This window comes from Corallincola spongiicola (assembly GCF_004284785.1).
In the GTDB taxonomy this organism is placed as follows: Bacteria; Pseudomonadota; Gammaproteobacteria; order Enterobacterales; family Neiellaceae; genus Corallincola; species Corallincola holothuriorum.
Window position 1 is genome coordinate 451,317 of the sequence record NZ_SHLY01000001.1, and the last position, 25,662, is coordinate 476,978.

Sequence of the window (25,662 nt, forward strand, 5' to 3'; positions counted from 1 at the left end):
TAGGTGAAAGCTGCGGTTCTTCGTTGCTAAGGATGGTAACGAATAACGTTAACTACCCCGCACAGAAGGAAGCTGCGTGGATGAGTATGGTTTAAAATCAAACATGACTGAATCTTTTGCTCAATTATTCGAAGAAAGCTTACAGACAATCGAAACCCGCCCGGGTGCCATCGTTAAAGGTACTGTAATCTCTGTTACTAAAGAAGCTGTGTTGGTTGACGCAGGTCTTAAGTCAGAAGCAGTTATTCCTGCTGAACAGTTCAAAAACGCTGAAGGCGTTGTTGAAGTTCAAGTGGGTGACCAGGTTGATGTTGCACTAGACGCTGTTGAAGACGGCTTCGGTGAGACTATTCTGTCTCGCGAGAAAGCTAAGCGTCATGAAGCGTGGATCGTTCTGGAACGCGCCTTCGAAGAAGCAGAAACTGTAATCGGTATCATGACGGGTAAAGTGAAGGGTGGCTTCACTGTTGACCTTAATGGTATCCGTGCGTTCTTGCCAGGTTCTTTGGTTGACGTTCGTCCAGTACGCGACACTGCGCACTTGGAAGGTAAAGAACTCGAATTCAAAGTAATCAAGCTAGATCAAAAGCGTAACAACGTTGTTGTTTCTCGTCGTGCAGTTATTGAAACTGAGAACAGCGTTGAACGTGATCAGCTGCTTGAGTCTCTGCAGGAAGGCCTAGAAGTTAAAGGTATCGTTAAGAACCTGACTGACTACGGTGCATTCGTAGACTTAGGTGGCGTTGACGGCCTGTTGCATATCACTGACATGGCTTGGAAGCGCGTTAAGCACCCAAGTGAAATCGTAAATGTTGGTGATGAGATCCTAGTTAAGATCCTTAAGTTCGACCGTGAGCGCACTCGCGTGTCACTTGGTCTGAAACAGCTGGGTGAAGATCCATGGGTAGCTATCGCTGGTCGTTACCCTGAAGGCACTCGCGTAAGCGGTGTTGTGACCAACCTGACTGACTACGGTTGTTTCGTAGAGATCGAAGAAGGTGTTGAAGGTCTGGTACACGTTTCTGAAATGGATTGGACTAACAAAAACATCCACCCAAGCAAGGTTGTTAACCTGGGTGATGCTGTTGACGTTATGGTTCTTGATATCGATGAAGATCGTCGTCGTATCTCTCTGGGTCTTAAGCAGTGTAAAGCTAACCCATGGGAAGAGTTCGCTAGCAACCATGCTAAAGGCGATGAAGTTAGCGGTAAGATCAAGTCAATCACTGACTTCGGTATCTTCATCGGCTTGGACGGCGGCATTGATGGTCTGGTTCACTTGTCAGACATCAGCTGGAATGGTCAAGGCGAAGACGCAGTTCGTGAGTTCAAGAAGGGCGACGAAGTTAATGCCGTTGTTCTGCAGGTCGATCCTGAGCGTGAGCGCATCAGCTTGGGCGTGAAGCAGTTGAACGAAGATCCTTTCAATAATTATCTGAATGATAACAAGAAAGGTGCTATCGTTAATGGTAAGGTTACTGCAGTTGACGCCAAAGGCGCGACTGTTGAGTTGTCCTCTAGCGTAGAAGGTTATATCCGCGCTTCAGATATCTCTCGTGACCGCGTTGAAGACGCTTCTACCGTATTGAGCGTTGGCGATGATGTTGAAGCCAAGTTCATGGGTATCGATCGTAAGAACCGTGTAGTTAGCTTGTCTATCCGTGCGAAAGATGAAGCAGACGAAAAGACTGCGATTGAAGACTTGAATGCTCAGCCTACTGAAACTGCTGGTTTCAGCAGTGCCATGGCAGAAGCTTTCAAGAATGCGAAAGGCGATGCATAAGCCATCCTTTTGAAAAAAGGGCCGCTTATGCGGCCCTTTTTTTTTAACTGCCGAATAGCTTATCGGCCCTTAAGTCAAACGGTGATGATTGTTATGACAAAGTCAGATCTGATTGAGCGACTTGCCACCACGCAGACGCACTTGTCTGCCAAAGAGGTTGAGTCGGCGATTAAAGAGATACTCGAACAGATGGCTGCAACCCTTGAAGAAGGTGAGCGGATCGAAATTCGTGGTTTTGGCAGTTTTTCACTGCACTACCGTGCTCCGCGGGTGGGGCGTAACCCTAAAACCGGAGATTCGGTAACACTGTCAGGAAAGTCTGTCCCACATTTTAAGCCGGGTAAAGAACTTCGTGACCGAGTGAATGACGCATTTGTAAGCGGCTGATAGTCAATGATAAAAAAACGGTATGCTTAGGTATGCCGTTTTTTTATGTCATAATACCGGGCGTGCGTTAGGTTTTGGAATTGCGCTTGGAGGCCCATTCGTGAAACTTGTCATCTACCTACTATTATGGGCACTTATATTTGTCCTCTGTGTCTTAATCGGCGCCAGGAACGGTCAATTAGTTGAGTTCAATTACCTCATTGCGATGGGTGAGTATCAATTAGCGACGCTGTTAGGTGTCTTCTTAGTGCTTGGGTTTTGTATCGGCGCATTTACGCTGTTTCTTTTTAATCTCCGCACTCGGATCAAGTTGCGCTTCGTTAGTAGTGAAAGAGATAAATTGAAGAAGAAACTGGAGAATTCGATTCACTCCAAAGGCGAACCGATCTAATGAGCGAGTTGCTTTTTCTTCTGCTGCCTATCGCAGTCGCTTACGGTTGGTATATGGGCCGACGAAGCGGAGACCAGGAGTTAAAGGACACTAGCTTAAAGCTGTCTGAAAAATATGTTGCCGGTCTAAATTACCTATTCTCAGATCAATCAGATAAAGCCGTTGACCTCTTTATTGACATGATTAAGGTGGATAGCGAAACCATTGATACACACCTGGCGTTAGCAAGCCTGTTTCGAAAGCGTGGTGAGGTCGACCGCGCTATTCGTCTTCATCAAAACCTTATTGCACGCCCCAGCTTACCCATAGAGCAACGCGATTTTGCGATGTTTGAACTTGGCCATGATTATTTGGTTGCGGGTCTTTTCGATCGAGCTGAAACGATTTTTATTGAGCTACTCGAGCATGAAGGCTACCAACTCAAGTCTGCTGAACAACTTCTGCATATCTATGAATATACCAAGGATTGGGAAAAGGCCGTTGCAGTGGTTGAATCATATAAGCTGCAACAAAAAGCAAAAATTGCCACATCATTGGCACATTACTATTGCGAGTTGGCGGAGCCCTTATTAGCGCGTGGGGACAATGATGGACTCAAGCTTATTAACCAAGCGCTTAAAGCTGATAATGCCTGTATTCGAGCTTACCTACTTAAAGCATCAGTACTTATTGAAAAGGGCGACCGTAAAGGGGCTCTGAAATGCTACCAAGAGATCCCTAATCAGGACGTTGATTTCTGCAGTGAAATCGTTGCTGCGGTGGAAGATCTATATCAAGGGCATAGAGACCCAAAAGCGTTTGAACATTTCCTTCGTGACCTGTTACAGCTTGGCGCTGGCGTATCCATTCTGATTAAGCTTGCGCAGCGGGTTGCTATAACCGATGGTGATGATGCGGCAGAAGCATTAGTTAGGCAAGAGTTGGTGCGTCATCCGACCATGAAAGGCTTTTGTCATCTGATGCACTATCATATCAACTCAGCCGAATCATCAAAGGCACGTTCAAGTCTGAAGTCGTTGCAAGAGCTGGTGTCTACGCAGATCCGTATAAAACCAAAATATCGCTGTTGTAATTGTGGATTTTCCAGCGGGAGCTTGCTTTGGCAGTGCCCATCATGTAAAAGCTGGGGCCGTATTAAGCCTATCCGCGGTTTGGATGGCGAGTAACTCAAGTAGATAGGAGCCCCCATGCAAGATCCAAAAGTCATCGTCGCCCTTGATTATCCAACTCAAGACGCCGCACTTGCTTTTGTTGACCGAATTGATCCATCTCTATGCCGCTTGAAAGTAGGCAAAGAGATGTTCACCTTGTATGGGCCTGAATACGTAAAGGCGTTACAAAGTCGTGGCTTTGATGTGTTTCTTGATCTTAAGTTTCATGACATACCAAATACTGTTGCTCGTGCTGTTGCCGCTTCAGCAGAGTTAGGCGTGTGGATGGTGAATGTTCATGCCAGTGGTGGGCGGCAGATGATGGTTAAGGCCGCTGAAGCGTTAACCAGTTTCGGCAGTGAACGTCCTAAATTGATCGCTGTAACTGTATTGACCAGCATGAGCGCTGATGATCTCCGCGGCATTGGTATTCCGATTAGCCCAGCAGAGCACGTTATGAATCTCGCTCATTTAACCAAGGACGCAGGCTTAGATGGTGTGGTTTGTTCCGCGCAAGAAGCGACCTCTTTGAAAGCTGCATTGGGTCAGGGGTTTCAATTGGTGACGCCGGGGATACGTCCTGCAGGCGCGGATGCTGGTGATCAGCAAAGGATTATGACGCCTGAACAGGCCATTGTTGCTGGTTCCGATTACTTAGTCATTGGTCGACCGATCACCCAATCTGCGGATCCGCTTCTGACATTGCAACAAATCAATGCTTCATTGCCTAGTTAAATAGTAGGTCCTGCTCTATTGTTCGGCCATTGGCTATCGAGGCGAGCTAAAGCCAGTGAATTAAATCGGCAGCCAATAATGCTCTGATTATTTTTTCAGCCGAACAAGTATTTGAGTTACGAATGCCACCACCACACCGCTCAGCGCCCCCATGAGGTGCCCCTCGATTAAAACTCTGGCACCAATCAGTTCACTGGTGCCAGTATCACCACCGGTTACCTGCTCAAACACTATCTTAATCGTTAATCCAATCAACAAAGCGATATTTGAATAGAGGTGCTTGGGTAACTGGGTTAGTGCAGCCCACGCTAGCAGGCCATGTAAGCTGCCTGATAAGCCAACAAACCATTTAACTTCCGGGACCAGAAGATAAATGGCTAACCCACTGAGCACGGTAATAGATAGCCAAGCCACGAACCCACGAACACTGCTAACCGTTTTGCCAAAAAGCAGGGTAATCGCGACCAGTCCCGCAACATTCATCAATAGGTGATACCCATTGGTGTGGATCATGGCGCCTGAAATGAGGCGATACCAACCACCTCGCTCAACCGCTTGATGGTTAAAGGCTAGTAACTCCTTAAGCTCAGGGAAGATCAGCCATGTGAATTGGCTGATAAAACAGAACCCTATAATTAGCGATATAGGCAAATGCCTTTTGGGCCAATGGCACACAGATCTGATTGGCGCTGGTATCATTTCTTAGTAACCACTTATGTCTCCTAATGAATAGGGTGGCCTGTAGTTGGATTACGAAAGCCAAGTAAAAAGGCTATTCTGCTAACAATGATCGCTGATGTCGAGTAAGCGACTGCAATGCGTGATCCAGCATGGGCGAGGTCGATCTTGCTCACCGGTGCATTTCGCGTTTACGTTTAAGACGTAAGTACGCCAGATACACGCTGTGTCGACGCTTGCAACATACGAAGCTAAGTTTGAAGGCTAGGCTGCTTAACAACTATATTTTTTGAGTTGTTATTTCTATGAGCGAATTATTTTGTTACTTCGTAGTCATATAGTTAATCCATGGCGCAATGATCAAGAGTTTCAGATAGATGTTAGTGCTGCTGGAAAGCTGAATTAAGCAAAACGAGCTATGGCAGAAGAGCCATTGGCGCGCTATCTTAATGTGCATATGTCTGTGTCTTGGGTGGTGCTGAAGTTATACTTAGGATGCATGGCGAGATAGCTCAAACTGTATAGATAGTTGTAGCCGTGTTTGCGGCGGCAGGCGCATTTGCAGGTTTGGTAATAGTTTTAATTATTCATGTTGACCTTGATTGGCTTCGTTTATGCCATCAGGTTTAATCCCATCAATAACAAGAGATGCCAGAGGTATAATTAGATGTTAAAGAGAACTGCATTTATGGGCGTGTTGCTTTTCTGTGCTGCGCCGACGTTTGCGGCGGAAGAGCTTGCGCAAGATATGCTGGCTGAAGGGATTAGTAAGTTAATGTATATGAATGACAGCTGTGGCGTCACAATAGAAAAAGAAAAAGTGCAGGAGATCTCTAAGCTTTATCTTTATGCCAACGGCTTTTCAGGTGATCTTCAGGTTGACTGGGAGCAGGTTAAAGCGACAGCAGCTGCAGAGTTTGAGGTGTTGAAGAAAGAAAACCCCAATGGTGAATTGTGTGACAAGTACGCAGAGCAATTTGAGAGTGTTTTGCCGCTGCTTAAGAAACACGACGCCACTGAATTAGATATTGAATAAGTGAGCGTTCCTAGCTGAGGAAAAGCGCCGTTGGGCGCTTTCCTTGTTACTAGGCTTCGTACGAGAGCGGATCCTTCAACGCATTTTTTTCAAATGCTTCGAGTCGTTCGACACATGCACCGCATTTGCCACAGGCTCTTTCTCTGCCGTTATAACATGTCCACGTTTTACTATAATCCAGCCCCATTTTCAGGCCATCGGTGAGGATATCTATTTTACTATCGTTTAGATAAGGGCTGCATATTTCGACAATTTCATAGTTGGCAATTTTTGCCACCTCATTCATCTTCAGCACGAATTCTGGCCGACAGTCGGGGTATATAGCATGATCGCCGGAGTGGGCGCCATAAAAGACCTTGCCCGCTTTTAATGAAACGGCATAACCAACAGCAAGTGACAGCAGGATCATATTGCGGTTGGGTACCACCGTTGACTTCATGCTTTCTTCTTCGTAATGGCCTTCGGCAACTGCAATGTCATCGGTCAGTGAAGATCCGCCAATCAGGCTATTGATGGCACTGATATCAACTACTTTATGGTGAATAGCTAACTCTTTACAGACGCTGGCTGCGACCTCGAGCTCTTTGACATGGCGTTGGCCGTAGTCAAAGCTCAAGGCATAGACATCATAGCCTTGCTTAATCGCTTTATTCAGCACGGTATAAGAGTCCATGCCACCTGAGTATATTACGACGACTTTTTCGTTCATGATGGTTGTTTAATGCTCGCGCTTAACGTATAAATCGCCGGCATTTTACGCGATCTATCTCACATACAACAGGTATTCAATGAAGCAAATCGCCTATCCAGTCAATGAAGTGTTTGAAACCATTCAAGGCGAAGGGGTGTATACCGGCGTTCCGGCAATCTTTGTGCGCTTGCAGGGCTGTCCCGTCGGCTGCTCATGGTGTGACACTAAGCATACCTGGCCGTTAGATGATGACGCCAAAATTGATGTTGTTGATCTGTTAGCAGAGCAGGGAGAAACTGAGTGTTGGAGTGAAATGACCAGTACGCAGTTGCTGAATTTGTTTGCTGAACAGGGGTATACCGCTAAGCATGTTGTTATTACTGGTGGAGAGCCTTGTGTATACAACTTAAGTGACTTAACTTCCACACTTTTTTTGCGCGGCTATCATTGCCAAATAGAGACTTCAGGGACATTTGAAGTTTTGGTAGATGACAAAACCTGGGTAACGGTTTCGCCTAAAGTGGCGATGAAAGGCGGATATGATGTTTTAGCATCCGCACTACTCAGGGCGAACGAGATTAAACACCCAGTGGCGAAGCAATCACATATTGATGAACTTGATGCATTGTTGGCGCCCATATCAGCGTCGGGTCAACTGTCAGGAAAAACAATCTGCCTACAGCCGATAAGCCAAAAACCTCGCGCCACTGAACTTGCCGTGAAAACATGTATCGCTAGAAATTGGCGCTTGTCGATACAGACCCATAAGTATTTAGGTATTGAGTAGTTTCGCCTGATTAGACGGTCAGTTATATCGGCTTGATATTGCGCATACCAGAAACCTTGCTATTAGCTAAACTCAGCATAGGTATCTTTTGTTTGGCTAACTCATGACAGACGTTATTCTCGAAATCCACTTTCATAGTCGCGGCCCATGGCATCAGCAGCTTGAAGATGCGTGTCGCGGTTTGGCCGAGGAAATAGCGCAAGCGCCTGGTTTGAAATGGAAGATTTGGACCGAAAATCGCGATACACGGCTTGCCGGTGGGATCTACCTTTTTGCAAATGAGGCTGATGCAGAAGATTTCCTGCTAACTCACAGGAAGCGATTAGAGGCGCTGGGAGTGACAGAGTTCGAGTCTCATCTGTATGAGGTGAATGAGCAGCTTTCATTGATCACTCGGGCTCCTTTATAAGCCGTTTATTGTTGGTGATCTCACTCTCCTATCATCGAAACAAATGTTACTAACCATTACAATTCCTATCGCTTTATTGAACGGCGCAGCTCCGTCCGTTAGTGTGTTTGGCTCATAATCAAAATAATTCCATATTCCAGGGAGACCATTATGCGCTGCTTTGCTGCATTGGTATCGTTTTGTCTGTTAGCACAAAGTCATTTGTTATTCGCTGCGCCTCTTGAAACGTTGCAATTGGAGGATGTGTTTGCCCTAGAATATGCCTCCGATCCGCAACTCAGTAGGAGTGGTGAACAAGTTATTTTTGTTCGCAACTTTATGGATATTGAAAAGGACAGGAAACGCAGTAATTTGTGGGTGGCGAATATCGCTAGTGGTGAACTCAGGCCGTTAACGACAGGGTTGTTCAATGATCGGTCCCCGAGACTATCACCAGACGGCAAACGTCTAGCATTTATCTCTAACCGTGGCGGCTCTACTCAGCTTTATATGCGCTGGCAAGACACCGGACAGATCGCTGTGCTAAGCCAGTTACCTGAAGGTCCGACTAATCTTACTTGGTCGCCGGACGGTGCTTCGTTACTATTCACTGCGTTTGTTCCGCGCCAAGAAAAACCGTTAGTGGCATTGCCTGGCAAGCCTAGGACTGCTGATTGGGCGCCACCAGCCAAAGTGGTCTCCTCGACGTTTTACCGATTTGATGGGGCAGGGTACCTACCGGCTGGTAACCAACAAATCTTCATGATGTCGGCCGACGGCGGCTCGGCGATCCAATTAACTCAGGCACAGTACGATCATGATGGTCCACTAACATTTTCCCCGGATGTTAAAACCATCTATTTCTCTGCCGTTCCAGATGCTGAAAAGGCACCATTAAACAGTGAATTGTTTGCACTGTCTTTGAACAATGGCAAGGTGAAGCCTTTAACCGACCGGGTAGGTCCAGATGCGCATCCAGCGTTGTCTCCTGACGGTAAGTACATTGCTTATGTCGGCTTCGATGACAGGAAAGTGATCTATCAGAATCGCCAACTTTACCTGTTGAATTTAGCGACAGGGAATTCGCGAGTTTTAACTGCAGATCTGGATAGAAGTGTGGCGGCACCTGTGTGGTCTGACAATGGCAAGCATCTCTATTTTCAATATGATGACCAAGGCAACACCTACATAGGCCGTACAGATCGCAACGGCCGCTTTAAGCAGGTGGTCAGCGATGTCGGAGGGCTTTCTTTAGGCCGACCTTATGCTGGTGGCCAGTTCACTGTAAAAGGTCGGCAAATCGCGTTTACGACGACAGACGGGCTTTCCCCTGCCGAAATTGCTGTTGTGAACTACCGTGGTGGTAAAGCCAAAAGGATTACCCATTTAAACAAGACACTATTATCCCGCAAGCAGTTAGCGACGATTGAAGAGATCCGCTACCCGTCGTCCGCTGATGGCTTGGAGATACAAGGTTGGATCGCATACCCACCAAACTTCGATGCCACAAAGAAATATCCTTTGATGCTAGAGATTCATGGTGGACCGGTGGCGAATTATGGCGCCCGCTTTGCTGCGGAGATCCAGCTGTTTGCCGCGGCTGGTTACGTGGTTTTGTATGTTAACCCGCGTGGTAGCGACAGTTACGGTGAAGTCTTTGCGAATTATATCCATCATAATTATCCATCTGAGGATTACGATGATCTGATCTCTGGTGTTGATGCCGTTATTGCCAAAGGTTTTGTTGACCCTGAGCAACTCTATGTGACCGGCGGTAGTGGTGGTGGAACGCTGACTGCGTGGATCGTTGGTCATACCGATCGCTTCAAAGCCGCTGTAGTAGCTAAGCCTGTGATCAACTGGTATAGCTTTAGTTTAACGGCAGACGCCTATCCATTTTTTACCCAATACTGGTTTGATTCGTTACCTTGGGACGATATGGAGGCTTATATGAAGCGTTCGCCGATCAGTTATGTTGGAAACGTTAAAACACCTACCATGCTGTTGACCGGGGAATCTGATTACCGCACGCCAATTTCTGAAACAGAGCAATACTATCAAGCGTTAAAGCTTGCTGGGGTCGATACCGCAATGGTTAGGATCCCTGGTGCAGGTCATGGGATTGCAGCGCGGCCATCAAATCTCATGAGTAAAGTTGCTCATATCTTGTGGTGGTTTGAACAATATGGTGGGCCTAGCAGCAAACGACTGTCAGATCCGTCGGACGAGGGCTAAACGTTGGATGCCAGTGTGTTAAGAAAGCTAACAGAGATGTCGATGCCATTCGGTAAGTATGCGGGTAGACCATTGATCGACATACCCGAGCCTTACATGGTTTGGCTGGCAAAGCAGGGCTTTCCGAAAGGAGAGCTCGGCGAATTACTTGCTTTAGTATATGAAGTAAAGCTGGAAGGTTTAGAGGGATTTGTAAAGCGCGCGGTTAAAGACGCGGCACAGTCATAGTGTTTGCAAGCATATAAGCGTGGTGGGGAGAGTTATTTCCCCCCCTGTGAGGATTCCTTTTTAGCTCAAAAATCGGTATTGTGGGCTGCTCTGTTCAGTAGGCTTGCCAGAGTGGCACTTTGACTTGCCATAAAGCCTGTTCAGTTTGGTTTGAACCCCCTTGTGCTAAACCGCGACTTATGGTTTGGCCTGTAATCAGAGGATAGCGAAAGCAGCATGATGAACGTAGGTTTAATAGGCTGGCGCGGCATGGTTGGCTCTGTGTTGATGCAGCGTATGCAAGAAGAGAACGATTTTTCATTGGTCGATACCACTTTCTTCACCACATCTCAGGCGGGACAGCCCGGCCCAGATATTGGTAAACCGGTGACACCGTTGAAAGATGCTTACGACATTGATGCGCTTAAAGCGATGGACGTGATTATTACCTGTCAGGGTGGTGATTATACCAAGGCTGTATTTGAACCATTACGTGAAGCTGGTTGGCAAGGTTATTGGATTGATGCTGCATCAAGCCTACGTATGGACGATGACGCCATTATTGTTCTTGATCCGGTCAATGCTGACGTTATTTCACAAGGTCTTGACGCTGGGGTGAAAACCTTCGTCGGTGGGAATTGTACCGTCTCCTTGCTATTGATGGCGATTGGCGGTTTGGTTGAAAAAGGCCTAGTAGACTGGGTTAGCCCAATGACATATCAAGCGGCATCGGGTGCCGGTGCACGCAATATGCGTGAATTGATCAGTCAAATGGGCGATTTGCGTGATGAAGTGAAAGCGGAGCTGGATGACCCGGCATCGGCCATTTTGGATATTGACCGTAAAGTTGCAGATAGAATGCGTAACGGTGAATTCCCTACCGATCAATTTGGTGTGCCGCTAGCGGGATCTCTGATCCCTTGGATTGATACGCCAATGCCTAGCGGTCAGAGCCGCGAAGAGTGGAAGGCTGAAGTTGAAGCTAATAAGATCATAGGTCGTAGTGAGTCGCCCGTACCTATCGATGGCCTTTGTGTTCGTATTGGCGCGATGCGTTGTCATAGTCAGGCGCTGACTATTAAGCTAAATAAAGACCTACCTGTCAGTGAAATTGAATCAATACTCGCTTCTCACAATGACTGGGTTAAGGTGATCCCTAACGATCGTGAAATCACGGTTGAAGAGCTGACGCCGACCAAGGTGACTGGCACGTTGAGTGTTCCTATTGGACGTATTAGAAAGCTCTCTATGGGGCCTGAATACATATCAGCTTTTACAGTCGGTGATCAGCTGTTATGGGGCGCTGCCGAACCGTTACGTCGCATGTTGCGTATTTTGCTCGACAAGTAAGCGTCTGTTCGTTAACAGATTGCCAATAGGCTGCCTAAATGGTGGCCTTTTTTATGTTTATCGATAAAGGAAAAACTGCAAGAGAGGTGTTGCGTCAACTGATAGCTTGGGAAGCTAGATTGAGTTTCTATTAGGGACTTTGAAAAATAAAGTGAGTGCCTGCCACAAGGCAAGAGAAGCAGGCTATAAGCTGATGTCTATAACACCAAATGATCACTTTTCTTTGTGTGAACAAGCTCTTCTATCAACGCAAGTACGCCGGCAGATAATACTAGGGCGGCAGTAACGATAGAAAGTGTAGGTGAGCCAGTAAGCCAGCTGAAGAACAACCAAAGCAGGGTTGCACACGCCAGTGACTTAACAAAACTTTTAACGCCTTTCGTCATTTTCATACTCTGTGTTCTCGCTAACAAGTGACTATATTTTGGGTAATCTTTGCACTCTTGTAAAACGGAAAACCCTTTCGATTGTTTAGCTTGGGAGGATACGCACATTCTAATAAAGAGTTGTGATCTGGATTAAATGTGATGCTAAGTGTATAAAAAACAGACATATAAATTGTTTGTCATTTATTTAGCTGTGGTGGGGTTTTAGCTGACTGCAAATACAAAAAAGCCACACGAGAGTGTGGCTTCTCATGATTTGCTTTACGTCATAGTTTGAATCGGTCGACCAGTTGATCTTGCTCTTTTGCTAAGCGTTCAAGTTCAGCGCTACCTTTGGCGATCGCTTCAATTCCTTCGTAGTTCTCATCAGAGATGTCAGAGATATGATTTATGTTGCGGGTGATCTCGTCGGCAGTGCATTGCTGCTCCTCTGCTGCTGCAGCAATTTGACTACTCATATCGCTTATCTGCGCGATAATTCCTTGTATCTCTTCCATTGAGCTATTGGCATCAGAGGCTTGCATGACACTGGCTTCCATCTCATTAAAGCACTCAGAAACAACCTCAACGGCTTGTTTGGCACTGGACTGCAGGCTCTCAATCATACTTTGAATCTCAGTGATCGATTCCCCCGTTTTTTGTGCAAGGTTTCTTACTTCGTCGGCCACGACCGCAAAGCCTCTGCCTTGCTCTCCAGCCCGTGCCGCTTCGATAGCAGCATTCAACGCGAGTAAGTTGGTCTGGTCCGCTATTCCTCGAATAACCACCAAGATCCCACCGATATTATTGCTGTAGCCGTCAACCTGGCCAATCACTTCATTAGACTGCTTAAGCTTCTCAGAGAGTTGATGGGTCGTGGTGATGTTATGACTCATCACTTCGCGTCCGGTGTTGGCAGCTGACTCAACTTCAAGGACTTTTTCTAGCGTAATATTAGCGGAGTAGGTGACCTCTTTTACCGAAGCGGACATCTCTGTCATCGCTGTCGCCACACTCGCCGTTTCATGTCGCTGGCGGTCCAGCTCATCCCGCGAATGCGTGCTGGTTTGTTGATTTGAAACTGCGACCTGAGATAGGTGATGGGAAGCAGTGGTTAGCTGGCCCAGAATATCGCGCATTTGTTGATTGAGCTTGTTCACCCAACTGCCTAATTGGCCAAATTCGTTCTCGCCTTTCACTGTCACAGTGTGGGTCATGTCGCCATCGACAATGGCAGACAGTACATCGAGGATATTCTTTAGCGGGCGGCGGATACCAATTGCTGTGCTCCAACCAATTACCGCGGCGATAAGGATAGATAACAGACCGAGGATGGCAACAAGGCTTAGTCCCTTATTTAGCGCAGAGCTGGCATCATCGGAAGCGGTGTTTACAAAGGTGGTAGCAGCAGAGGTTACCTGATCGAACACCGACACCGCATCGGCAATCGATTGTGCTGCTGCGCTGGCTTTGTTAAATACATCGTCGGTAAGGAAAATGAGTTGTCGATGATTAGCCAAGGCCCCATCTGGCGCAGTCAGTGCTTTATCAAGACGGTCAAGCATAAAACCTACATCGTTTCGTAGATCTGGAATCTCATCTTCAAGATCAACTAATTTAGACTCGTAATTTCCCCGGCGTTTTTCATTCTGGGAGATTGTATTGTCGATATCGCTCAGTTGATCTGAACTTAGCGCTTTTACGGTTGGGCCTTCTAGGCCATTTAACGCGACATAGTATTCGTCAGCTAAGTTGCGAATATAGTCATCTTGCAATTTTTGCACTTTATCAGCGATAAACTTCTTCAACTGCGGCAACATAATATAAAAATCAGCCACTTGGCTGCTTACATCTTTTTTACTGGCCTGAATCGAACGATAGCTTGCCATCGCCGCCTTTGCTTCGCCAAAGAACGACTCATCAAGACTACCAAGTTGCTCTAGCAGGTTATTAATGTCGTTTTGATTTTTAGTTAACGAGGTTAACCCGGCTAGTTGTTCTTTGAACTGAGTTTCGCTGGTGGAAAAGGCGAGTTCGGCAGCGTCCATCGCCGCCGAATCTTTTGAAGTGATAAAGTCTTTAAAGTGGCGGTTAGCTGTAAGCAGTGCGATGCTCGCCTTATTTGCTTCTTCAACCAGAGGTACTGCTTCATTGGTCACTTTGAGCAGTTGCGAGTTTAACCCGGTCATCCCTAACAGCGATACACCACTGATTATTAACATCAGCACTACTAAAATGGCGAAGCCAAGGCTTACCCTCAGTACGACAGAGATGTTTTGAAACATGGCCAGAAGATTGCCTTTGGGACGTTTATTATTGCTCATTGATTCAGCCTTAAACATATTCTCTCAATTAGTTAAATGCGCAACCGTCTAGCCAGTCAATTGCACGTTGATGATTTGTGATGCTCAACACAGCGGTATCCGGCATTGGCGCACGGAGCGGGAGGGCCATCACTAACATCCTATCGTCTCTAAATACATGCATCGTTATTTGGTCACCACGTTGACACTGTTTCGTGTGTCGCTGAAATCTCTCATTAAAATTTTCTGCACTAACGCGCACGCCATCAAAAGCGACTAGCAAGTCGCCTGGAGACATTCCAGCATCTTCTGCTGCACTTCCATTATGGACTGAAACTATTTTTACGCCTGCAATATCACTACTAATGGTTGCGCCAAATTGCCAAAAGAGGGAGTGCTCTGTGGTTTGCTTGCCCCCTTTATCTTGTATCGACGCAGTTACTCTTAGCTTGAGCCCTATGCCTACTTCTGTTAACAATTCTTCGAGAGGGATCTCATCAGTGTTGTATAGGTACTTATCGAAAAACGGCTCGTAGTCCAGCCCGGTAAGGCGCTCGATAATATCGATTACGGTATGGTTACGTGTTGGTTGCCCTGTCCGGCCAAACTCTTGCCATAAGGTCTGCATAACGAGGTCGAGGGAGCATTGGTGTTGCGTATTTCGCCTTAATGACAGATCTAATGCTAAGGCAATTAAGCTCCCTTTGGTGTAATAACTGACAATCGCATTGGCTGCGTTAGCGTCTTGCAGGTAAAAACGGGTCCAAGCATCGAAGCTTGATTCTGCGACGGTTTGGCGTTTCCTGCCTAACCCTCGTTGTACTCTGGTGATTGTTTCGGCAAGCATCTCCAAATAGTCATCATGACCGATTAATCCGCACCTAACCAGGCTTAGCTCGTCGTAGTAGGAGGTGACCCCCTCATACAGCCAAAGTTGCTCAGTATGTGTCTCTCTCGTGAGCAGATAAGGCACAAAGGTATCTGGCTTGATCCTTTTGACATTCCAGCTGTGAAAATACTCATGGCTGCAAAGAGCCAAAAATGTGCGATAAGCTTTATCTTTCTTGTCGCTACCTGTTTCGGGTAGGTCATAGCGGCTACAGAGCAGGGCTGTTGAGTTGCGATGCTCCAGGCCTCCATATCCTTTACCGACGGCATTGATCAAAAACAGGTAACGTTCCATTGGTGCTGGCTTACCAAAGAAATTTATATGGTGGTGACATATCTCTCTTAGGTCTCGGCAAAGCCTTTCTAAACAAGCATTATGCTGACCAGCTATAACAATGTCGTGTTGCACGCCGAACACGCTGAACGTGGCTAGTGAAAAGTCGCCAAGCTCGACAGGGTGGTCGATCAGTTCGTCATAATTATCTGCGCTATAAAGGCCAAAACCGTAGCGTTCTGCGCCAGCTTCCTGCAATGAGGTCGCTACACGCCAGTGCGCCCACTGTGGATCTGTGGGAGGCTCCAAATTTAGCTGAACTGGCTCATCCTCCCGTCCTTCGACGGCAAGAAATACGCTCGTGCCATTAAAAAAACCACGTAATTGATCCAGGAAAGCGGCACGTACTGAGCTATCAAATGCAAATACTCGGTACCTGACCTCTATTGGTTCACCATTAAGAGGTGTAACTTGCCAGCTATGTTTGTCGAGCTTGCTAATTGGTAAAACACACCCTTTTTGGTCAGCCGTAATTTCGACAACGTGGCGGGCAAAATCCCTAATCATGTAACTGCCGGGGATCCAATTCGGCAGCCAAAGGCGATGCGGATCACCAGTGTTAGGGGTGAATTTTATGGCCACATCAAAAAGGTGGGCGTGAGGATCGGACGGGCAGAGCGTGTATTCGATCATTTGTATGAAAATTGAACCGGAAAAGTTAAGGTTAGTAAGCCACTGCAAATTGTCGCACGCTAGTACTCGATAAACCGTGAGGAATGCGCTAAAAAAAGAGCTTACTTATCTACATTGGAAGTTAGTCATGGCCGAAGAAACTATCTTTAGTAAAATAATACGCCAAGAGATCCCTACAGAGTTGCTTTATCAAGATGAATTGGTGACTGCTTTTAGAGATATATCCCCTAAGGCGCCTCAACATATTCTGATTATCCCAAATAAACTTATCCCGACAATCAACGATGTCACAGAACAAGATGAACTCGCTTTGGGACGCTTATTCACTGTGGCTGCAAAATTAGCGAAAGCGCAAGGGATCGCCGATGATGGCTATCGATTAATAGTTAACTGCAATCACCATGGTGGTCAGGAGGTTTATCACATTCATATGCACCTGCTAGGTGGCAAATCATTAGGGCCAATGTTGGCGATATAGTGGTTTCCTGAAAGGCGAATTTGGTCTTGGCCGGTATTTAGCTTCCGCTATCTACACCGGTGTCAGATTGAGAGTGTGCTTTGGTGGCATTAGGTCTAAGGGGCGCCCTTTATCTCCCTTCGTATAGTCGCAGACACCATCAGGAAATATTTTGCCTAATGTGTGAAGGTGCTTTGTCATATCTATATCACCATATATGCCTGAAGCAATGGCTTGTTTGATAGGTATTCGATGACAAATAAATACACTACCTTGCCAAGGTCCTCCTGCTTGGATCCGAGATGTGCTAAACATGGGGTATGTTTGGTGGCACTTCCCTTGTTTTCTAGCATTCCATTTCCCATCCCATACGGTTGGGCCTTGTGCGATGGTGTCACCATTGGCATCAATGCAACGATCTTGGATGGCGGTAGGGCGGCTGTTTGCTGCAGTGCGCTCTGGACTAGACAATAAGTTCATCATCCAGTTGTCCATTGCCTTGAATGCTTCTTGTTGTGGATCGAAATCTGGGTGCGCCACCCAGATCACCTGATTGTCTCGGTTACCTTTCCAGTTGATTATGCGCTGTCTCGCTTCGAAGCTAGCTGAAACATGGTGCATGTTAAGCTCTGGTTCGAGATAGTGTCTTATATCTAAAACCGGGATGTTGATATTACCGATAAATATTTGACCACTGCGATAGGCTGATTTTATCGCCTTTAAGCTGGCCTTACTGCGAGGCGCTACTCCGGTGTTCGTAACTGGTGCCGTAATATTGTGCCGGCTCCATAAGCTCATCCATAATGGCTTTTTTTGTGGACCGAAAACGGTATATAGCTTTTCTGGCGCCATCTCATTTTGTGGCTTCCATCCTCCTATTTGCCGGTTTAGATCAAGGAACTCGTCAGGCGATATTTCTCGATTTCTAAGGGCGTTAAGACCATATTGCACACCACGGTTGTCCCATGTCGTGTTGGCATGACCGCTCTTGTCACGACCAAAGAATCCGACCATATCTTCCCAGTAGCTCCAGTGAACTTGTTGTCTAACCGCTTTGGAAAAATAGGATCGTAGGTAGCTTTGTCTTGGATTGTGTATGAGTGAAGTTAAACCAAACCAGCCATTTTGACATTCACTGTTTCCTTGGGGGTATTCGGGCCATACCCCAGCCGCTAGTTGGTTTATGGGTTGTAGCCAAGCGTATCTATGGATATGTCCTTGCTTAGTGTTAACGCCCAAGATCGAGCGCCTTAAATTCCAGTCGCTCCACTTAGAACGATTGAGTGACGTGACAGAAAAATAATGCTCAATTAGTTCACAATCTAAGCCATATATTGTCTGCGACACCATGTCAGAGTAGCTATATAGGGGGAGGGCAGCGTCAATCAACCCCGGTCGATTTTGGGCTATCAGGTATTGCGCCAATCCTCCGCCAGAACCCCCAACGCCTACAGTATAAATAGGATCGCCATACAGGCTGACAAACTGGGATTTCACTCTGGCAACGGTATCTTCGGCGAGCAGCATATTATAGGTATAGCTGGTGCGATTAGCTGTTGATGTAACTAAGGCGTAGCCTTGCGCCAATTGTGCTGAGCGCCTCTCGATAAGCCCACGTACCCTAAGCTTTCCTTGCCTAAAACCAATCCCCGAACCGCCCTTAAATTGGTAGATAAGGCGCTTGTTCCAAAGCTGTGATGAATCTCTTTCGGGCGATTTTGGCCAGCTTACCGGCATTGCAATCATATAGAGATAGCGATTAATACTGCCCGTTTCTACGCGGATAATATACGGCGTTAACTCACTGCCTAAGTCTATTTTTGCAACTTCTTCGTATTCTGGTGGGGCGTCGAAATTAAAGCGTGTAAATGAGCCATCTTTTTCTTGATAGTAGTAGTGCAAAGTCGTCTCTATTAGGCAATCTTTACTATGTCCAATTATATGACTTTCGTTCCCTGCAAAGGCTTGTTGATAGATCGGCACCCCTAAGCCTGCATTATTATCGACCAACGGCTGTCCCAATTGGGAGTCCACACTCATGCAAAAGAATGGGTATTGGTTGCTGCCGGCATAAAGCGGCTTGTCAGGGCCTACGCCCCCCAGTGGGATTGGAAATGGAAATGACTCTACAGGGCGCGGGGTATCACGTATATGCCGTTTTACTGTCGACAATATCGGTATCGTCCGATATTCATTTGGGTAGTTAGCTACTTGCCTATGCTGGTACTTGTCTACAAAAGTTAACCATTGCCAACCGTAGAAGCTGATTATCGAGACTAGCACTATCTGTAATAAAATCTTTAAGCGTGAAATAGACGGCCGGTACCCCATGACTAAACTCCAGCTTGATAGACCGTCTAGTAATTATGGGTGAGGTATAGTTACGTGTGTGGTGCCAGACCCACCTATTATTCTGGTTATTGATATAACTTCCAAGGTTACAAAGGGTTAGTTTTCTCAGAAAATTAGCGAATAAAACATACCAAAAACGCACTGTCGGAAGGATAGCTTTGATGAAGAGCTTTCTAGTTAGATGTTTGTAGTATTTGTATTTTATTGAAAAGTCTAACATTGGCTATTTGGGGAATAAAAAAAGCCCTTCAGAGAAGGGCTTTCTATATACAGCGAGTATCAGCGTAATACCTTACGGCAGGTAGCTTTTACCCATCAAGAACGTATCTACTTCGCGTGCTGCGCGGCGGCCTTCGTCGATAGCCCAAACAATTAAGCTTTGTCCGCGACGGGCATCACCCGCAGCGAATACACCCGGCACGTTAGTGGCGAACTTGTCATAGTCAGCTTTGGCGTTTGAGCGCGTATCTTTTTCAACGCCCAATGAATCAAGCAAACCACCTTCTGGACCCATGAAGCCCATGGCTAACAGCACGATATCCGCAGGGTAGACCTTCTCACTACCTGGTACTTCAACTGGCGCCATACGGCCATCGTCAGTCTTTTGCCATTCAATGGCGACAGTATGAACAGCTTTGACGTTGCCTTTGCCATCATCTTCGATGTGCTTAGTCATCATCTGGTAATCACGCGGGTCATCACCCTGTACCGCGACGGCTTCCTGCTGACCATAATCAACCAATTTCACCTTCGGCCACTGAGGCCAAGGGTTGTTATCAGCACGCTCTGCTGCCGGCTCAGGCATAATTTCAAGCTGAATAACGCTCTTACAGCCGTGGCGCAATGATGTGCCCACACAGTCGGTTCCGGTATCACCACCACCTATTACCACGACATTTTTGTCTTTGGCATTGATGTAGTTACCGTCTTTATGTTCACTGTCGAGCAGGCTCTTGGTGTTTTTACCCAAGAACTCCATCGCGAAGTGAATGCCATTCAGCTGACGGCCTTCTGCAGGCAGATCCCTTGGCACGGTAGCACCCGTTGCGATAACAACAGAATCAAAGTTGCTCTTCAATTCGTCTGCAGAGATATCTTTACCTATTTCAGTGTTGGTGACGAAGACGATGCCTTCTTCAGCCAACAGATCCACACGGCGCTGAACGATCTCTTTCTGCAGCTTCATGTTAGGAATGCCATACATCAGTAAGCCACCGATACGGTCAGCACGCTCATAAACGGTAACCATATGGCCAGCACGATTAAGTTGCGCAGCGGCTGCGAGGCCCGCAGGGCCTGAACCGATAACAGCGACAGTTTTACCTGTGCGGCGTGAAGGAGGCTCAGCAACTACCCAGCCCTCCTCAAAACCACGTTCAATGATCGCGTATTCGTGATGCTTAATAGTGACCGGATCGGCATTGATGCCGAGAACACAGCTGCCTTCACACGGGGCAGGGCAGACGCGACCGGTAAACTCGGGGAAGTTGTTGGTTTTGTGCAGTAACTGCAGCGCTTGCTTCCAGCGACCGTTATAAACCAAATCATTCCACTCAGGGATGACGTTGTTTACCGGGCAGCCAGCAACGGCTGGCGCGTACTGTGATTCGCCTGATTGGCAAAATGGCACGCCGCAATCCATACAACGACCGGCTTGCTCTTTGATGCCATCTTCCGGCATATGTTCATGCACTTCTAACCAATCGATCAGGCGCTCTTCTGGATGACGATCAGCTGGCAGCGCACGTTCTACTTTCAAAAATCCTGTTGGGTTACCCATGATTTCTTCTCCTTTCCGGCTCAGGCTTTCTGAGCTGCCAGATTTTTCAGGTGCATGTCGAAGGCTTCAACAGCCACGTCATAGTCGGATTCAAACTTGCCACTGGCACGTGCAACATTCATGTAGGCTTGCATCTGTTTGTAATCGACAGGCATTACTTTAACGAACTTGGCGATGGCTGCATCCCAATCCGCTAAGAGTTCTTCTGCCACATCTGAACCGGTATTTTCTTTGTGTTGTTCGATCAGGGCCTTGAGCTCTGCGCTTTCTGCCGCGTCTTCGATCTTCTCAAGCTCAACCATCTCCATGTTGCACTTGTCAGCGAAGTCGCCATTGACGTCTAGTACGTAAGCCACACCGCCGGACATACCTGCAGCGAAGTTACGGCCTGTTGCACCCAAAATCACGGCTTTACCTCCGGTCATGTACTCACAACCGTGGTCACCTACACCTTCAACAACCGCAGTGACGCCAGAGTTACGTACGCAGAAGCGTTCGCCAGCGATACCGCGAATAAAGGAGATACCGTCAGTGCCACCAAAGAAGGCAACGTTACCGATAAGGATGTTGTCACGTGGCGCGAAAGGCGCCTCTTTGGCTGGGTAAACAACTAATTTACCGCCGGAAAGCCCTTTACCGAAGTAATCATTAGAGTCACCTTCGAGCTCGAAACGGATCCCCTTGGCTGCAAAGCAACCGAAGCTTTGGCCCGCAGAACCGTTGAACTTAACCTTAACCGTGTCTTCCGGCAGGCCTTCGCCTTTATACTTCTTCGAAATCTCGTTGGACAACATGGTGCCGACACTGCGGTCTGTGTTGATGATTTCGTAGGCTAGGTTGACCTCGGTCTGATTGTCGAGAGCTGGCTTGGCATCAGCAATTAGCTTGCGGTCGACAATGTCATCAATCAGATGCTTTTGCGGGATGCTGTTATAAAGGGTTTCACCACCATGGTTGTCTGCTTTAAACAGTACTGGGGTGAGGTCAACGCTCTTGAATTTCCAATGGTCGATATCGTCACGAATCTCGAGGCACTGAGTCTGACCAACCATTTCATTAATGGTGCGGAAGCCCAGTTCAGCCATCAGTTCACGCAGACCTTCGGCCATCATGGTGAAGAAGTTAACGACGTTATCTACTTTACCTTTGTAGCGTGCGCGCAGCTCAGGATCCTGAGTCGCAATACCGACAGGGCAGGTATTGAGGTGGCACTTACGCATCATGGTACAACCTTCAACAATCAAGGCTGCGGTTGCAATACCCCATTCTTCGGCACCCAGCAGTGTGGCAACGGCCAAGTCACGTGGCGTCTTCATTTGGCCATCGGCCTGCACCGTAATACGGCTACGCAACTTGTTGCGTACTAGGGTTTGATGCGTTTCAGATAGGCCAAGTTCCCATGGCAGCCCTGCATGCTTAATTGAACTCAGAGGCGATGCACCGGTACCACCGTCGTAGCCAGCGATAAGGACAACGTCTGCGTAACCTTTACATACACCAGAGGCAATGGTGCCAACGCCGGCTTCTGATACCAGCTTAACGTTGACACGTGCTTCGCGGTTTGCGTTCTTCAGATCGTAGATTAGCTGTGCTAAATCTTCGATGGAGTAGATGTCGTGGTGTGGCGGCGGTGAAATCAGACCTACGCCAGGTGTAGAGCCACGTGTTTTACCGATCCATGCATCGACCTTGTGACCTGGCAGCTGTCCACCTTCACCCGGCTTAGCGCCCTGTGCCATCTTAATCTGCAATTCTTCTGCGTTTGCCAGATAGTAGCTAGTGACACCGAAACGACCGGAAGCAACCTGCTTAATCTTCGATAACTTCGAATCGCCATTGGCTTCAGGTGTGAAGCGGATTGGATCTTCGCCGCCCTCACCAGAGTTACTCTTGCCGCCAATACGGTTCATGGCCATAGCCAATGTAGTATGAGCTTCCCAAGAGATGGAGCCAAATGACATGGCGCCAGTCGCAAAGCGTTTGAAGATGTTTGCTACTGATTCGACTTCTTCTAACGGTACGGAAGCGCGATCAGATTTGAACTTCATCAAACCACGGAGAGTGAATGCCTCTGTGCTCTGGTCATCAACGTTTTTCGCGTATTCACGGAACGTGTCGTAGTTATTTTCTTCTGTTGCGTGCTGTAACAGACGAATGGTTGTTGGGTTAAAGAGGTGACGTTCACCGTCTTTACGCCATGCGTAATCACCGCCTGACTTCAACAAGTCATCGACATGAATACGATCCGCTGGTGGGAATCCTTCACGGTGGCTATCAAGGGTTTCTTTAGCGATCTCGTTAAGGCCGATACCTTCGATACGAGTCACTGTGCCGGTGAAGTATTTCTGAACCACGTCAGAGCTGATACCCAAGGCTTCGAAGATCTGAGCGCCTTGGTATGACTGCAACGTCGAAATACCCATCTTCGAGAAGATCTTCAGCAAGCCGCTATTGACGGCTTTAACGTACTTATCGAAAACCTGTTGGTCGCTGAATTCGCTTTTAATTACGCCGTCATTGCGCAGTTCCAGCAATGTTTCCAGCGCCAGATAAGGGTTTACTGCAGATGCACCATAACCGATTAGTGTTGCAAAGTGATGGGTTTCACGTACGTCACCCGCTTCAATGATCAGGTCCGCTTTAGTGCGTAGGCCTTCGCGGATCAGGTAATGGTGAACGGCTGAAGTGATCAGCAGTGAAGGGATGGCGGCATGATCGCTATCTGTAGCGCGGTCGCTCAAGATAATGATTGAGTAGCCATCTTCGACGGCATCTTTCGCATAACGGCAAACGCGATCAATCGCTTTCTCTAGTTCGCCATCTTTTCCTGTCGTTGCGAATACCGTATCCAGTGTTTTTGACTGGAAATGGTTATGATCAATGTGCTTCAACTTCATTAACTGCGCATTGCTGAGGACGGGTTGCTTAATCTCAACCTTATGGCAGTGAAGGGGTGTTTCTGTGAGTAGATTCTGGTTGCCACCAACATATGTGCGCAGCGACATCACCATCTCTTCACGGATAGGGTCGATAGGCGGGTTAGTGACCTGGGCGAACAACTGTTTAAAGTAGTTCGACAAATTCTGCGACTTGTCAGACAGGATAGCCAGTGGGCTGTCTATGCCCATGGCGCCTAAAGGCTCTTTTGCTGTACCGACCATTTGAGCCAGAATCAGGTTCAAGTCTTCGTTGCTATAACCAAACGCTTTCTGGCGTTTACGCAGATCGGTTAGCACGGGTTGAGCAACTGATGCGGCAGGGGTAGGGAGGTCATCAATAACGATCTTGTTCTCGTCTAACCATTTTGCATAAGGCTGGCGTGAACAGATATCTGTTTTCACTTCATCATCAGCAATGATGCGACCTTGCTCCAGATCAGCGATGAAGATCTTACCGGGTTGCAGGCGGCCTTTTTGTACCACTTTTGATTGGTCAACAACCAATGCACCGGTTTCTGAACCCATGACAACGATGCCATCATCAGTGACAAGATAGCGAGAAGGGCGTAAGCCGTTCCGGTCTAGTGTTGCACCGATGACGTTACCGTCTGTGAACGAGATAGACGCAGGTCCGTCCCATGGTTCCATGATACAGCTGTAGTACTCGTAGAATGCACGCTTAACAGGGTCCATGTCAGTCTGGCTCTGCCAGGCTTCTGGTACCACCATCATCATCACTTGTGCCAGCGGGCGACCGCTGAGTACTAACAGCTCAACCGCCATATCCAAGTTAGCTGAGTCAGAATTTCCGCGGTTACAGATAGGAAGCAACATCTCCATCTCTGCATCGGTGAAGTTGACTGTTTCAAACAGCGCTTCACGGGCGGCCATCCAGTTGACGTTACCTTTTACCGTGTTGATCTCGCCGTTGTGAGACATATAACGGAATGGTTGGGCGCGACGCCATGCTGGGAATGTATTGGTAGAGAAGCGCGAATGGAACATGGCCAACGATGAAGTTACATCATCGTTTTGCAGATCCAGATAATACTTACGCACCTGAGCGGTCGTTAACTGCCCTTTATAGACAATTGTGCGTGTTGAAAGTGAAGCGACATAACAATCGTCTTTCTCTTTCACCACACTGTTATTCAGTGTGTGGCCAGTGTATTTGCGCAATACAAAAAGCTTACGCTCAAATTCTTGCTGCGTCAGCTCGGCCGGCTTTTCGATAAATACCTGTTCGGTAGTTGGTTCGGTATCGAGCGCGGCTTGACCGAGGCTAGAGTTGTCTCTTGGCACTGGGCGGTAGCCAAGCAAGGTCATACCTAATTTCTGAATGTTTTGATTCAGAATGTTACGACATTTGGCTGCTTCTTCGAGGCTTGGTGGGAAGAACACCATACCAACACCGTAACCACCGGCTGCAGGTAAGGCAAAGCCAAGTTTTTTTGACTCTGCATTGAAAAAATCGTGAGGGATCTGGATCAGAATACCGGCACCATCACCACTATCAACGTCACAGCCGGTACCACCCCTATGTTCCATGCAGGTCAGCATGGTCAGAGCGTTTTCAATAATGTCGTGAGACTTCTCGCCTTTTAAGCTGGCGACAAAGCCAATTCCACAACTATCATGCTCGAAATCAGAGCGATAAAGGCCAGTAGATTGTTTGCTACTAGTGGTCATCTAACACTTCCTATATCTGGGTGCGTGTCGGTTAACGGGATGCACCTATTTTCGTTGGATCAGGCATTTACGCTATTGCGTTTACTTCTATGAGTAGCTGGGC

The 25,662-nt window shown here is 47.4% G+C and carries 20 protein-coding genes; 12 read left to right on the top strand and 8 right to left on the bottom strand.

What is annotated here, in order from left to right; translation table 11 throughout:
- The first annotated feature begins 103 nt into the window (after positions 1-103).
- From rpsA to pyrF, 5 genes are all read left to right on the top strand, one after another.
- Positions 104-1,783, top strand: a complete 1,680-nt coding sequence (gene rpsA / locus EXY25_RS01950) for a 30S ribosomal protein S1 (RefSeq protein ID WP_114336866.1) — start codon at positions 104-106, stop codon at positions 1,781-1,783.
- A gap of 93 nt (positions 1,784-1,876) precedes the next feature.
- Positions 1,877-2,170 (top strand): integration host factor subunit beta, encoded by a 294-nt coding sequence (ihfB, locus tag EXY25_RS01955; RefSeq protein ID WP_114336721.1) that lies wholly within the window; start codon positions 1,877-1,879, stop codon positions 2,168-2,170.
- Positions 2,171-2,270: 100 nt separating this feature from the next.
- Positions 2,271-2,561 (top strand): lipopolysaccharide assembly protein LapA domain-containing protein, encoded by a 291-nt coding sequence (locus tag EXY25_RS01960; RefSeq protein ID WP_205695371.1) that lies wholly within the window; start codon positions 2,271-2,273, stop codon positions 2,559-2,561.
- Positions 2,561-3,727, top strand: coding sequence for a lipopolysaccharide assembly protein LapB (gene lapB, locus EXY25_RS01965; protein WP_130565532.1), 1,167 nt, complete (start codon positions 2,561-2,563; stop codon positions 3,725-3,727). Before EXY25_RS01960 ends, lapB begins: the two co-directional genes overlap by 1 nt.
- 21 nt (positions 3,728-3,748) lie before the next feature.
- Complete coding sequence (gene pyrF, locus EXY25_RS01970) at positions 3,749-4,447, top strand: orotidine-5'-phosphate decarboxylase (RefSeq protein ID WP_130565533.1); 699 nt, start codon at positions 3,749-3,751, stop codon at positions 4,445-4,447.
- Between the two features lie 87 nt (positions 4,448-4,534).
- Here the strand turns inward: pyrF and rrtA are convergent, their stop codons facing one another.
- Positions 4,535-5,146 carry a rhombosortase gene (rrtA, locus tag EXY25_RS01975; protein ID WP_130565534.1) on the bottom strand — a complete coding sequence of 204 codons (612 nt, stop codon included), beginning with the start codon at positions 5,144-5,146 and terminating at the stop codon, positions 4,535-4,537.
- Between the two features lie 646 nt (positions 5,147-5,792).
- Between rrtA and EXY25_RS01980 the strand changes: the two genes are divergently transcribed.
- Positions 5,793-6,161 (top strand): hypothetical protein, encoded by a 369-nt coding sequence (locus EXY25_RS01980; RefSeq protein WP_130565535.1) that lies wholly within the window; start codon positions 5,793-5,795, stop codon positions 6,159-6,161.
- A 49-nt stretch (positions 6,162-6,210) separates the two neighbouring features.
- On the opposite strand, the gene queC is transcribed toward EXY25_RS01980, so the two are convergent.
- The gene (gene queC, locus EXY25_RS01985; RefSeq protein WP_130565536.1) at positions 6,211-6,870 is read right to left on the bottom strand and encodes a 7-cyano-7-deazaguanine synthase QueC; all 660 of its coding nucleotides are present in this window, start codon (positions 6,868-6,870) and stop codon (positions 6,211-6,213) included.
- A gap of 88 nt (positions 6,871-6,958) precedes the next feature.
- Between queC and queE the strand changes: the two genes are divergently transcribed.
- From queE to asd, 5 genes are all read left to right on the top strand, one after another.
- Positions 6,959-7,639: a 7-carboxy-7-deazaguanine synthase QueE gene (gene queE, locus EXY25_RS01990; RefSeq protein WP_130566022.1), complete on the top strand. Its 681-nt coding sequence runs from the start codon at positions 6,959-6,961 to the stop codon at positions 7,637-7,639.
- Positions 7,640-7,742: 103 nt separating this feature from the next.
- Complete coding sequence (locus tag EXY25_RS01995; RefSeq protein WP_130565537.1) at positions 7,743-8,048, top strand: monooxygenase; 306 nt, start codon at positions 7,743-7,745, stop codon at positions 8,046-8,048.
- Between the two features lie 150 nt (positions 8,049-8,198).
- Positions 8,199-10,262 carry a S9 family peptidase gene (locus EXY25_RS02000; protein WP_130565538.1) on the top strand — a complete coding sequence of 688 codons (2,064 nt, stop codon included), beginning with the start codon at positions 8,199-8,201 and terminating at the stop codon, positions 10,260-10,262.
- Positions 10,263-10,277: 15 nt separating this feature from the next.
- Entirely contained in the window at positions 10,278-10,490 is a 213-nt protein-coding gene (locus EXY25_RS02005; protein WP_267896986.1) for a DUF3820 family protein, read from the top strand.
- A gap of 216 nt (positions 10,491-10,706) precedes the next feature.
- A complete protein-coding gene (gene asd / locus EXY25_RS02010; protein ID WP_130565539.1) occupies positions 10,707-11,819 on the top strand; it encodes an aspartate-semialdehyde dehydrogenase in 1,113 nt (370 codons plus the stop codon).
- A 197-nt stretch (positions 11,820-12,016) separates the two neighbouring features.
- Here asd and EXY25_RS02015 read toward each other — a convergent pair whose 3' ends face one another.
- The 3 genes from EXY25_RS02015 to EXY25_RS02025 all read right to left on the bottom strand — a co-directional run bounded on the left by EXY25_RS02015 (position 12,017) and on the right by EXY25_RS02025 (position 16,342).
- Entirely contained in the window at positions 12,017-12,211 is a 195-nt protein-coding gene (locus EXY25_RS02015; protein ID WP_130565540.1) for a hypothetical protein, read from the bottom strand.
- Between the two features lie 260 nt (positions 12,212-12,471).
- Positions 12,472-14,508 (bottom strand): HAMP domain-containing methyl-accepting chemotaxis protein, encoded by a 2,037-nt coding sequence (locus EXY25_RS02020; RefSeq protein WP_165419222.1) that lies wholly within the window; start codon positions 14,506-14,508, stop codon positions 12,472-12,474.
- A 28-nt stretch (positions 14,509-14,536) separates the two neighbouring features.
- Entirely contained in the window at positions 14,537-16,342 is a 1,806-nt protein-coding gene (locus EXY25_RS02025) for a M61 family metallopeptidase (protein ID WP_207232090.1), read from the bottom strand.
- Between the two features lie 127 nt (positions 16,343-16,469).
- On the opposite strand from EXY25_RS02025, the gene hinT reads away from it, so the two are divergent.
- The gene (gene hinT, locus EXY25_RS02030) at positions 16,470-16,820 is read left to right on the top strand and encodes a purine nucleoside phosphoramidase (protein ID WP_130565542.1); all 351 of its coding nucleotides are present in this window, start codon (positions 16,470-16,472) and stop codon (positions 16,818-16,820) included.
- 51 nt (positions 16,821-16,871) lie between these two features.
- Here hinT and EXY25_RS02035 read toward each other — a convergent pair whose 3' ends face one another.
- From EXY25_RS02035 to gltB, 3 genes are all read right to left on the bottom strand, one after another.
- Complete coding sequence (locus EXY25_RS02035) at positions 16,872-19,130, bottom strand: DUF6351 family protein (protein ID WP_130565543.1); 2,259 nt, start codon at positions 19,128-19,130, stop codon at positions 16,872-16,874.
- A 313-nt stretch (positions 19,131-19,443) separates the two neighbouring features.
- Entirely contained in the window at positions 19,444-20,931 is a 1,488-nt protein-coding gene (locus tag EXY25_RS02040) for a glutamate synthase subunit beta (RefSeq protein WP_130565544.1), read from the bottom strand.
- 20 nt (positions 20,932-20,951) lie between these two features.
- Positions 20,952-25,559, bottom strand: a complete 4,608-nt coding sequence (gltB, locus tag EXY25_RS02045) for a glutamate synthase large subunit (RefSeq protein WP_130565545.1) — start codon at positions 25,557-25,559, stop codon at positions 20,952-20,954.
- Positions 25,560-25,662 lie beyond the last annotated feature (103 nt).